The sequence below is a fragment of the Mesorhizobium sp. WSM4850 genome (assembly GCF_055811735.1).
Genome location: NZ_JBVVPV010000045.1, coordinates 39,303 through 49,968 on the forward strand (window position 1 = coordinate 39,303; position 10,666 = coordinate 49,968).

Annotated in this window: 11 protein-coding genes; 9 read left to right on the forward strand and 2 right to left on the reverse strand. The window is 63.0% G+C overall.

All coding sequences use genetic code 11. The annotated features are described in order from the left end of the window. Positions 1 to 235 precede the first annotated feature (235 nt). Both AC0L2Z_RS29210 and hemB read right to left on the reverse strand, forming a co-directional pair. Positions 236 to 532: a nucleotidyltransferase family protein gene (locus AC0L2Z_RS29210; RefSeq protein ID WP_473629979.1), complete on the reverse strand. Its 297-nt coding sequence runs from the start codon at positions 530 to 532 to the stop codon at positions 236 to 238. A 48-nt stretch (positions 533 to 580) separates the two neighbouring features. Beyond that, positions 581 to 1,612: a porphobilinogen synthase gene (hemB, locus tag AC0L2Z_RS29215; RefSeq protein WP_473481833.1), complete on the reverse strand. Its 1,032-nt coding sequence runs from the start codon at positions 1,610 to 1,612 to the stop codon at positions 581 to 583. Positions 1,613 to 1,816: 204 nt separating this feature from the next. Here hemB and AC0L2Z_RS29220 point away from each other — a divergent pair, with 204 nt between their 5' ends. The 9 genes from AC0L2Z_RS29220 (at position 1,817) to AC0L2Z_RS29260 (ending at position 10,460) form a co-directional block, all read left to right on the forward strand. Further along, positions 1,817 to 2,860: an enoyl-CoA hydratase/isomerase family protein gene (locus AC0L2Z_RS29220; RefSeq protein WP_473629980.1), complete on the forward strand. Its 1,044-nt coding sequence runs from the start codon at positions 1,817 to 1,819 to the stop codon at positions 2,858 to 2,860. Beyond that, positions 2,857 to 3,279, forward strand: coding sequence for a DUF6163 family protein (locus AC0L2Z_RS29225; protein ID WP_128175993.1), 423 nt, complete (start codon positions 2,857 to 2,859; stop codon positions 3,277 to 3,279). Before AC0L2Z_RS29220 ends, AC0L2Z_RS29225 begins: the two co-directional genes overlap by 4 nt. Before the next feature lie 256 nt (positions 3,280 to 3,535). Then, complete coding sequence (gene ldtR, locus AC0L2Z_RS29230) at positions 3,536 to 4,051, forward strand: transcriptional regulator LdtR (RefSeq protein ID WP_027154640.1); 516 nt, start codon at positions 3,536 to 3,538, stop codon at positions 4,049 to 4,051. A gap of 361 nt (positions 4,052 to 4,412) precedes the next feature. Next, entirely contained in the window at positions 4,413 to 5,666 is a 1,254-nt protein-coding gene (locus tag AC0L2Z_RS29235; protein WP_091591574.1) for a L,D-transpeptidase family protein, read from the forward strand. A 310-nt stretch (positions 5,667 to 5,976) separates the two neighbouring features. Next, positions 5,977 to 7,290, forward strand: coding sequence for a serine hydroxymethyltransferase (gene glyA, locus AC0L2Z_RS29240; RefSeq protein WP_473629981.1), 1,314 nt, complete (start codon positions 5,977 to 5,979; stop codon positions 7,288 to 7,290). Positions 7,291 to 7,399: 109 nt separating this feature from the next. Next, on the forward strand, positions 7,400 to 7,990 hold the full coding sequence (locus AC0L2Z_RS29245; protein WP_473629982.1) for an invasion associated locus B family protein: 591 nt from the start codon (positions 7,400 to 7,402) through the stop codon (positions 7,988 to 7,990). 134 nt (positions 7,991 to 8,124) lie between these two features. Continuing rightward, positions 8,125 to 8,601, forward strand: coding sequence for a transcriptional regulator NrdR (nrdR, locus tag AC0L2Z_RS29250; protein WP_023798407.1), 477 nt, complete (start codon positions 8,125 to 8,127; stop codon positions 8,599 to 8,601). Between the two features lie 2 nt (positions 8,602 to 8,603). After that, positions 8,604 to 9,725: a bifunctional diaminohydroxyphosphoribosylaminopyrimidine deaminase/5-amino-6-(5-phosphoribosylamino)uracil reductase RibD gene (gene ribD / locus AC0L2Z_RS29255; protein WP_473629983.1), complete on the forward strand. Its 1,122-nt coding sequence runs from the start codon at positions 8,604 to 8,606 to the stop codon at positions 9,723 to 9,725. 117 nt (positions 9,726 to 9,842) lie between these two features. Continuing rightward, positions 9,843 to 10,460, forward strand: coding sequence for a riboflavin synthase (locus AC0L2Z_RS29260; protein ID WP_473629984.1), 618 nt, complete (start codon positions 9,843 to 9,845; stop codon positions 10,458 to 10,460). Positions 10,461 to 10,666 lie beyond the last annotated feature (206 nt).

The window sequence follows — 10,666 nt, forward strand, 5'->3', positions numbered from 1 at the left end:
CAGTTGTGAAATGCAAGCAGTTGTTTTTAGCCAGACTGATTGCATTTTACAAGCGGTATTTCGCCGCGGAGCATAAGCGGCTCGTTTGGCTCGCATCAGGGTCACCGCAAAGAGGGGTGGTTGCAACAGCAGCTACATGCGCCGCGACGCCTCGAGTATGCGCTCGACAGCTAGGCGGAGCGGAGCGCCGCTATGATCATCTCGGCTAGGATAGGCTCGATCCGGCGGACTGCCATCAGAATACGCGCACGGCCGATTGTTCGATCTCGGCCTTCAACATAGGATGAAGGCTGTCACGCGTGGTGATGTCGATTTCCGTTGACATCTTCTCTTCCAGAAATTGCTTGATCCCGACCATGTCGATCAGAGAAAAGCGCCGCGCCGGATCATAGTCGATGAACAGATCAAGATCGCTGTCCCGCTGCGCATCGTCCCGCGCTGCCGACCCGAACAGATACAGCGAAGTCGCGCCCATGCCTTTGATGGCATCTGCGTTTCTCTGCAACCGTTCGAGGACCTCGTTCCTGCTCATGAGCCGATTCTATCGGATTGCAGCAAAATTCCAAAACGATGCGAGTGCCTACCCCTTAAGCATCGCCGCCACTTCAGGCGCGAAATAGGTGAGAATGCCGTCGCAGCCGGCGCGCTTGAAGGCGAGCAGCGATTCCAGCATTGCCTTGTCGCCGTCGATCCAGCCATTGGCGGCGGCCGCCTTGATCATCGAATACTCGCCCGACACCTGATAGGCGAAGGTCGGCATGCGGAATTCGTCCTTCAGCCTGCGGATGATGTCGAGATAGGGCAGGCCGGGCTTGACCATCAGCATGTCGGCGCCCTCGGCGAGGTCCTGCTCGGCCTCGCGCACGGCCTCGTCGGAATTGGCGTGGTCGAGATAGTAGGTCTTCTTGTCGCCCTTGAGCAGGCCGGCAGTGCCGACCGCCTCGCGATAGGGCCCGTAGAAGGCGGAGGCGAATTTCGTCGCGTAGGACATGATCGCCACATCCTGAAAACCATTGGCGTCGAGCCCATCGCGGATGGCGCCGATACGGCCATCCATCATGTCGGAAGGGGCAATGATGTCGGCGCCGGCCGAAGCCTGGATGACGGCAGCCGCCGTGACCTGCTCCACGGTCTGGTCGTTGACGATGATGCCGTCGCGCAGGATGCCGTCATGGCCGTGCGAGGTGAAGGGATCGAGCGCCGCATCGGTGATGATGCCGATCTCGGGCACTGCGCGCTTGATGGCGCGCGTGGCGCGGTTGATGACGTTTTCCGGATCGAGGATGTGCGAGCCGGTCTGGTCGCGCAGGCCGAGCTCGACATTGGGGAAGGTGGCGATCGCCGGAATGCCGAGCTTTGCCGCGCGCTCGGCCTCCTTGACGGCAAGGTCGAGCGACAGGCGGAAGACACCAGGCATGGCGGCGATCGGTTCGCGGATATTGTTCCCATCGACGACGAAGATCGGCCAGATCAGATCGTCGACGCAGAGCCGGTTCTCCTGCACGAGGCGGCGCGACCAGTCGGCCTTGCGCATGCGGCGCAAACGGCGACTGCCGGTGATCTCGTCGACGCTGCGCGCGCCGGCAGGCTTTGCTGGGGTGAATCTGTTCATCGCCAAACTCCGGATTGGCGGCTTTTAACACGAGCCTCCGCCGCTGACCAATGCGGCACGATAGTGCCAGGCACAAGCTGGATACCGGTATACGAGTTCCTGACCGTTGTTGCCGGACAGGATTGCGGCTTGGCATTGACGCAGCCATGCGCCACGCTTTAGCACATCAGTCCCGGCGGCATTGGGCGAGGGATTCTTTAGGCGATGGATTTTGGCGGCGGCAACGAGATCCGCTTCGAACGACTGGGCAGCGTCGGCGTCGTCACGCTGACGCGGCCGCAGGCGCTCAATGCCGTCACCCATCGCATGGTCAAGGCGCTCGACAAGGCGCTGCGCGCCTGGGAGCGCGACGACGGCGTCGATGTTGTCGTCGTCAAGGCCGAGGGCAGGGCGTTTTCGGCCGGCGGCGACATCCTCCACATCTACGAGGCCGGCCGGGTGGGAAAGCCGCCGGTCGATTACTTCGCCGACGAATACCGGCTGAACGCCCGCATCGCGCGGTTCGAAAAACCCTATGTCGCGCTGATCGACGGCATCGTCATGGGCGGCGGCGTCGGCACCTCGTTCCACGGCTCGCATCGGCTGCTGACCGAGAACGCCCAGTTCGCCATGCCGGAAGTCGGCATCGGCTTTTTCCCGGATGTCGGCGCCAGTCATCTGTTGCCGAGCCTCGGTGGCAGCTTCGGCATGTATCTGGCCCTGACCGGAATCCGCATCCGCTATGGCGACGCTTTGTGGTCGGGCCTGGCGACGAACACGATCAAGGCGCAGGACCAGGCCGGCTTTCTCGACCGGCTGGTTGCGACAGGCGACCCTGAAGCGGCGCTGCGCGGCTTTTCCGTCCCGGCCCGGCGCGAAACGGACAGGCCGACACTGGAAGCCATCGCCCGCCATTTCGCGCAGCCGTCGCTGAGCGACATCATCGGCAGCCTGGAGCGCGCCGCACCCGCAGACGCGTTCGCGGCAAAGACGCTGGCGACGATCCGCACCCGCTCGCCGACCAGCCTGCATGTTGCCTGGCGCGAGATCAGCGCCGGGCTGACGCTGTCGATGGACGAGTGCATGCGGATGGAGTTCCGCATCCTCAACCGCATGCTTGCCGGCCACGATTTCTACGAAGGCATCCGCGCCGCCATCATCGACAAGGGCTCGTCGCCGCAATGGCGGCCGCCAGGCATCGACGACGTCAGTGCTGCCGACGTCGATGCCTATTTCGCTCCGCTCGGCGAACGGGAACTCAAGCTGTGAGCGAGGTCACGTCGAGACGCGTCGTGCTCCAGCCCTCGACGGTCGAGGTCATCTTCGCCTGGTTTCAGCGCGTCATCTCAGCCTACTGTCTGTTGTTCGGGATTTTGTACTGGATCCGGCTGATCGGCTTCTATCCCGGCTCGTTGTGGCGCTTCGACCTGATGCCGGTGCATTGGCAGGTGGCGGCGGTGACGCTCGCCGTCTTCTTTCCCTTCGCCGCCGCCGGTCTGTGGATGCTGGCCTCCTGGGGGCCGGTGATCTGGTTCATCTGCGCGGCGACCGAGACCGTCATGCATGCCGGCTTTCCCGAACTCTTCGGTCACCGGCCGCTGATCCTCGCCTCGCATGCGGCGGTGGCGCTGCTCTACATCGTCTTTCGCGTGGTGATCTGGATGCAGAAGCGCCGGAGCCGGCAATAGAGCATCGGACCGATGCTCTACAAGAATAGCCCACGCCTGCGGTTGGACGGGGCAAATTACCGTCCGCAATCATTGGCTAAATCTTTAGGTTAATCATCCTTGTTGGGGTGACCCTTCGTTAAGCCTCTTTCGAAACCTATTACCGGTAAGCTCTTGTTAGCCCTAGCGTTTAAGTCGAATTTTATGAGTATTCGATAGTGTCGCGATCAAGGTGAAAAACAAAAAATCACCAGGCGACAAACGAGAGGCAAAGACAATGATCAATTCCCGTCCGGCGGCGAAGACCGCCAACGTATCCGATGACCGCCGCGAGGCGATCCGTTCGCTGTACATGGAATCGCTGCAGCTGGTGGAACGGCTGCACCGCCGCCTGCTTGACGTCATCAAGGACGAGTTCGACCGCAACGGCCGTTCCGATATCAACGCCATCCAGGCGCTGCTGCTCTTCAACATCGGCAATTCGGAGCTGACCGCCGGCGAGCTGCGCTCGCGCGGCTATTATCTCGGCTCGAACGTCTCCTACAATCTGAAGAAGCTGGTCGATCTCGGCTTCATCAACCACCAGCGCTCGCGCATCGACCGCCGTTCGGTGCGGGTCTCGCTGACGCCGAAGGGCAGTGAGGTGGCGGAAGTCGTCGCCGGCCTCTACGAGCGCCATGTCGGCTCGATCGAGCAGGTCGGCGGCATCAACACGGAAGAATTCAAGCAGATGAACCGCGCCTTGCAGCGCCTCGACCGCTTCTGGAACGACACCATCGCCTATCGCATGTAAAGCATGTCCATCGCATGCAACCGCGCCACGGGGGCGGTCGGGGGAGTGATCCAAAAGACCGGTGCCGAAAAGCATCGGTCTTTGCGTTTCGTGAGGCCAGCCGATCCAAATCGCGGTCAGGGTCACGTTGCCGCCATATTCCCGGTGGAAGCGAGAACGCGGGTGATGTTGCGGCGCGAGCCAATCCGTCTCCCCGCCAACCGCCTCAGTGAAGGCGCATCGCGCCCGGCGCGTTCTCGCACAGAAGCGATTGGGGCATGGTTGGCTAATTGTTAAGGGCGCCAACCTTAGAGTGGGCCGGGCCTAGCATGCGGGCGGATCGCCCGGTGAAAAAACTGTTACAGGACTATCTGGAGCGTACATGAGAACCAGTCGCCGTTTCTTCCTTTCCGGAGCCTCCGCGTTGGCCGCGACGATGGTTGCCGGTGGCGCCAGCGCGCAGGACGTGATCGCGGACATCCTGAAATCCTCGGGCCGCGGCAACTGGAACGACCAGTTCGACGCCCGCGCCAGCGAGGGCGGCAAGGTGGCCTCGACGCTGCCGATCGTCAGCCTGCAGACCGTTGCGTACACCGAGCAGGCGATCGCGCAGTATCAGAACATCGTCGCGCAGGGCGGCTGGGAGCGGGTCCCGGACACCAAGAAGTTGCAACTCGGCGTCATCGATCCCGACGTGGTGCCATTGCGCAGGCGCTTGATGATTTCGGGCGACCTGGCGCAGAGCGCCGGCCTTTCAGAGGCCTTCGATTCCTATGTCGATGCGGCGGTCAAGCGCTTCCAGGCGCGTCATGGCCTGCCTTCCGACGGGACCCTGGGCCAATATAGCTATGCGGCGATGAATGTCTCGGCGCAGGTCCGGCTTGGCCAGCTGCAGACCAATCTGCAGCGGCTGAACGAACGCGCCGGTACGCTGGGCAACCGCTATGTATTGGTCGATATCCCTGGCGCCCAGATCGAAGCGGTCGAGAACGACCGCGTCGTGCTGCGCCACACCGCCGTTGTCGGCAAGATCGATCGCCAGACGCCGATCGTCGATTCCAAGATCAACGAGATCATCGTCAATCCTTACTGGAACGCGCCGGTCTCGATCGTGCGCAAGGACATCATTCCGCTGATGCGGAAGGACCCTAACTATCTTAAGGACAGCAAGATCCGGCTGTTCGCACCGGATGGCAGCGAGGTCGATCCACTGACCGTCGACTGGTCGACCGACGACGCGGAGAAATACCGCTTTCGCCAGGATCCGGGCGCCGGCAATGCGATGGCCTCGGTCAAGATCAATTTCCCGAGTCCGGACGGCGTCTACATGCACGACACGCCGCAGCAGAGCCTGTTCGGCAAAATGATGCGCTTCGATTCCTCGGGCTGCGTGCGCGTCCAGAACGTGCGCGACCTCGTCACCTGGATCCTGCGCGACACGCCGGGCTGGAGCCGCCAGCATTTCGAGGCGTCGATCAAGAGCGGCGAGAACATCCCGGTGCAGGTCACCAATCCGGTGCCGGTCTTTTTCCTCTACATCTCGGCCTGGTCGACGGGGCCTGGCGTCGTGCAGTTCCGCGACGACATCTACGGGCTCGACGGAGCCAACGAGCTGCAGATCACCTCTGCACTCTAAGCCCCTGATGTTCTTGAGTTGATGAAAGGCCGCCATCGAGGCGGCCTTTTTGACGTGCGCCAGGCATGGCGCGTGGTGCGCGAGCACCGTTTGGCCGGGATGATAGCCGATCAATGACTTGGAGGTGAAAGTCCTCTGCTGGCCCTGGTGGCGTCGCGAAGCATTGCTGAACGGCCGGCAGGCGAGGAAATAGGTGGCTCTTCGCCTCGCTGCCGCAATCCGACCAGCAAATTTCGCGCCGCAAACGTGGCGGGGCGAAAGCAACTGTGTTAATGGCGCGGCAGACCCCCGGACGACAAGGATCTCAAGCATGGCAACAGCAGCGGCAGTGTCGAACAAATTCGAACCCTTCTTCGAAACCACGCTTGCCGATGCCGATCCGGAGATTTTCGGCGCGATCCGCAACGAACTCGGCCGCCAGCGCCACGAGATCGAGCTGATCGCTTCGGAAAACATTGTCTCCCGCGCCGTGCTGGAAGCGCAGGGGTCGGTCATGACCAACAAATACGCCGAGGGCTATCCCGGCAAGCGCTACTATGGCGGCTGCCAGTTCGTCGACGTGGCCGAGGAACTGGCCATCGAGCGCGCCAAAAAGCTGTTCGGCTGCAACTTCGCCAATGTCCAGCCGAATTCCGGCAGCCAGATGAACCAGGCGGTCTTTTTGGCGCTGCTGCAGCCCGGCGACACCTTCATGGGGCTCGACCTGAATTCCGGTGGCCACCTGACGCACGGTTCGCCGGTCAACATGAGCGGCAAATGGTTCAAGGTCGTTTCCTACGGCGTCCGCAGGGACGATCACCTGCTCGACATGGACGCGATCCAGAAGACCGCCCACGAGACCAGGCCGAAGCTGATCCTGGCCGGCGGCACCGCCTATTCGCGCGTCTGGGACTGGAAGCGTTTTCGCGAGATCGCCGACTCGATCGGCGCCTATCTGATGGTCGACATGGCCCACATCGCCGGCCTGGTCGCCGGCGGCGTGCATCCGTCGCCGCTGCCATACGCCCATGTGGTCACCACCACCACGCACAAGTCGCTGCGTGGCCCGCGCGGCGGCATGATCCTGTGCAATGACGAGGACATCGCCAAGAAGATGAACTCGGCGGTGTTTCCAGGCCTGCAGGGTGGTCCATTGATGCACGTCATCGCCGCCAAAGCGGTGGCCTTCGGCGAAGCGCTGAAGCCAAGCTTCAAGATCTATGCCGAGAGCGTTGCCGCCAACGCCAAGGCGCTGGCCTCCAGCTTGCAGGAGACCGGTCTCGACATCGTCTCCGGTGGCACCGACAACCATCTTATGCTGGTTGACCTCAGGCCGAAGAACGCCACCGGCAAGCGTGCCGAGGCAGCGCTTGGCCGCGCCAACATCACCTGCAACAAGAACGGCATCCCTTTCGATCCCGAAAAGCCGTTCGTCACCTCGGGCGTGCGCCTAGGCACGCCGGCCGGCACCACGCGCGGTTTCGGCCAGGCCGAGTTCCGCGAGATCGGCAAGCTGTTCGCCGAGGTGCTGGACGGGCTCAAGGCCGCGAATTCCGATGAGGGCAATGCAGCCGTCGAAGCAGCGGTGAAGGCGAAGGTGGCCGCGTTGACGGATCGTTTTCCGCTCTATCCCTATCTCGGTTGAGCTCACGCAAGCTGTCGTCCTCGGTTGAGCTCACGCAAGCTGTCGTCCCTTATCGCCGGACGAGAAGCACTTTTTCAGCGGGGACGGAGTCCGGACAGGAGCCTTGACGATGATGCAGATTTTCCGTGTCGCTGGCTTTGGCGCGCTTGGCGTGTTGTTGGTCACATTGACCACCTTGCCGTCCGCCGCCCAGGCACAGTCTGCGCCCACCCCAGCCGCACCGAAGACCGAAACCTTCGGCAACTGGTCCACCACGGTGGACGAGATCGATACCGGTGGGAATCTGCGCAAGACCTGCGTCGCCTCGACCGCCTTCCTCGACGCGAGCGGTACCAGCGGCACGCTCACGCTTGCCATCTCGAACGGTGATGCACTGCCGCCCAATGGCTATCCGACCCTCGTCATCGCCATGAAGAACAAGGACTTGCCGACTGGCGAGAACATTCCGGCGGTGTTCGGCGATGGCGACGGCAAGGTCAAGGCGACCGTCGATGCCATGGCCGGTGGCGGCGGAAAATGGATGTTGAACAACAAGCCCGAGATCAGCCTGGCACTGCTGCGTGCCATGCGCCGCGCCAGCGCGCTCGACGTCATATTCGCCGACACGCCGGTCGCGACCGTATCGATGGACGGCTTCACCAAGGCCTATCGCAGCCTCGGCGTGTCATGTGGGTTCCCGACTGCTGACGTCGCGCCGTAATCGGCCGGTATTGCCGTTGATGCTGGCAATTTTCCCCGCGCCTCGCTATCTCTGAGGCGCGATCCGATACTTTGCCATCGCGGCAAAAACCTCTAAGCCTTCGCTCCACGAGAATCGCGAACACAAGGCTGCCCATGCGCTGTCCCTACTGCCAGTCCGAAGATACGCAGGTGAAGGATTCGCGCCCCGCCGAAGACGGCGCGGCGATCCGCAGGCGGCGCGTCTGCCCCGATTGCGGCGGCCGCTTCACCACCTTCGAACGTGTGCAGTTGCGCGACCTCGTGGTGGTGAAGAAATCCGGACGCAAGGTGCCGTTCGACCGCGACAAGCTGCTGCGCTCGGTCGAGATCGCCGTGCGCAAGCGCAATGTCGATCCCGAGCGCATCGACCGCGCGGTGACCGGCATCGTGCGCCAGCTCGAAAGCTCCGGCGAGACCGAGGTCGCCTCGGGCGAGGTCGGCCGCCTGGTGATGGAGGCACTGAAGTCGCTCGACGACGTCGCCTATGTCCGCTTCGCCTCGGTCTATCGCAATTTCCGCGAGGCCAAGGATTTTCACGACGTGCTGGGTGAACTGAAAGGTGACGAGCTCAAGGAAGAGGACGCCGGCTGAGCATGGCAAGGCGCAGCCAAGCCGAGCAAGAGGTTCTTGATCGCCGCTTCATGGCGGCGGCACTGAGGCTGTCGCGGAAAAACGCCGGACGGACCTCGACCAACCCTTCCGTCGGCACGCTGATCGTGCGCGACGACGGCACCGGGCCGATGATCGTGGGCACCGGCGTCACCGCTGTCGGCGGCCGGCCACATGCCGAGACCGAGGCGCTGGCGGAGGCCGGCGAGCTCGCACGCGGCGCCACCGCCTATGTCACATTGGAGCCCTGCGCCCACCATGGCCGCACCCCGCCTTGCGCCAGTGCACTGGTCAATGCCGGCGTCGCGCGGGTGGTTGGGGCTGCGAGCGACCCCGATCCACGCGTGTCCGGCAACGGCTATGCGATCCTGCGTGCCGCCGGTGTCGAAGTGGTCGAAAAGGTGCTGGTGGCAGAAGCCGCCGAGCAGATGGCCGGCTATCTCATTCGATCCCTAAAAAAACGTCCGGAAGTAATCCTGAAACTTGCGCTTTCCAGCGACGGCAAGATCGGCATGGGAGGCGCGGGGCAGGTCTCGATCACCGGCGACATCGCCCGGCGCGAAGTCTATCTGATGCGCGCCGAAGCCGACGGCGTACTGATCGGCATCGGCACGGCGCTGGAGGACGATCCGGCGCTGACGGTGCGGTTGCCGGGGCTGGAGAACCGCTCGCCGGCGCGCATCGTACTCGACCGCCAGATCAGGCTGCCGGAAACGTCGAAACTGGTCGCCGGCGTCGACCGGGTTCCGCTCTATGTCGCCGCCTGTGCCGAAGCCGATCCGCATCGGCGCGCCGCGCTCGAACGCGCCGGCGTGCGCTTCATCGGCACCGAGACGTATGAAGGCGATATTGCGCTGCCGGAGTTGCTCGAGGATCTGGCCGCACTCGGCATGGCGAGCGTGCTGGTCGAGGGCGGCGCCAAGGTGGCCAAGGCCTTCCTCGCCGAAGGGCTGGTCGACCGCATCGTGCTGTTCCAGGGGCAGGAGCCGATCGGCAGGAGCGGCATTGCATCGCCCATCGACGCCGACCATATCCCGGCAGGATTTCGCAAATTGCGCGACATGCGTTTCGGCGAAGACAGCTACGCCGAGTGGATAAGACCATGATCCCGAAAAGTGGAGCCGGTTTTTGGACAAGAACATGGTCAAACTGAAAGACATGATCCCGAAAAGTGGGAACCGGTTTTCGGAAAAGATCATGGCCAACCAAGAAGCCAGAGTCTGATGTTTACCGGGATTGTCACTGATGTCGGCACCGTCGCTGCCGTCAAGCCGCTGAAAGAGGGCGTCGGTTTGCGCATCGACACCACCTATGACCCGCAGACGATCGCCATTGGGGCTTCGATTTCCTGCGGCGGCGTCTGCCTGACGGTGACGGCGCTGCCGCAAAGCGGCGCCAACGCGCGCTGGTTCGAGGTCGAGGCCTGGGAAGAGGCACTCAGGCTGACGACGGCCATGGGCTGGAAATCCGGCACCAGGATCAATCTGGAGCGGCCGCTGAAGATCGGCGACGAACTCGGTGGCCACATCGTTTCAGGCCATGTCGACGGCATGGCCGAGATCGTTGCGCGCAAGGAGGAGGGCGATGCCGTGCGCTTTACGCTGGAAGCGCCGCGCCGCCTGGCCAAATTCATCGCACCCAAGGGCTCGGTCGCGCTCGACGGCACCTCGCTTACCGTCAACAAGGTCGACGGCACACGCTTCGACGTGCTCTTGATCCATCACTCGCTGACCGTGACCACCTGGGGCGAACGTCAGGTCGGCGACCGCGTCAATCTGGAGATCGACACCATGGCCCGCTACGCGGCCCGCCTGGCGGAGGCCGCGAAAGAGGGGCTTTGATGGTCCTGCCGGAGAGCGGCGTGGATTCATACGGTTGTCCGAACAGGACGAGCACCTCGGATCTGATTGGCGCCTTGTTCCGTTTGGCGTTGCCCCTCACCCGCCTGCCGGCGACCTCTCCCCGTAAACGGCATATGCGCTAAGATAGTTTTGGCATGGACTGAAATTTGCGCTTTCGTGGTGGCTCACGCCATCGATGTCGCAAG

Coding starts and splice junctions, on each gene's coding strand:
- ribD (WP_473629983.1), top strand. CDS start 8,604: ATGGCAAGGCGCAGCCAAGCCGAGCAAGAGGTTCTTGATCGCCGCTTC.
- AC0L2Z_RS29220 (WP_473629980.1), top strand. CDS start 1,817: ATGGATTTTGGCGGCGGCAACGAGATCCGCTTCGAACGACTGGGCAGC.
- ldtR (WP_027154640.1), top strand. CDS start 3,536: ATGATCAATTCCCGTCCGGCGGCGAAGACCGCCAACGTATCCGATGAC.
- glyA (WP_473629981.1), top strand. CDS start 5,977: ATGGCAACAGCAGCGGCAGTGTCGAACAAATTCGAACCCTTCTTCGAA.
- AC0L2Z_RS29260 (WP_473629984.1), top strand. CDS start 9,843: ATGTTTACCGGGATTGTCACTGATGTCGGCACCGTCGCTGCCGTCAAG.
- nrdR (WP_023798407.1), top strand. CDS start 8,125: ATGCGCTGTCCCTACTGCCAGTCCGAAGATACGCAGGTGAAGGATTCG.
- AC0L2Z_RS29210 (WP_473629979.1), bottom strand. CDS start 532: ATGAGCAGGAACGAGGTCCTCGAACGGTTGCAGAGAAACGCAGATGCC.
- AC0L2Z_RS29245 (WP_473629982.1), top strand. CDS start 7,400: ATGATGCAGATTTTCCGTGTCGCTGGCTTTGGCGCGCTTGGCGTGTTG.
- hemB (WP_473481833.1), bottom strand. CDS start 1,612: ATGAACAGATTCACCCCAGCAAAGCCTGCCGGCGCGCGCAGCGTCGAC.
- AC0L2Z_RS29235 (WP_091591574.1), top strand. CDS start 4,413: ATGAGAACCAGTCGCCGTTTCTTCCTTTCCGGAGCCTCCGCGTTGGCC.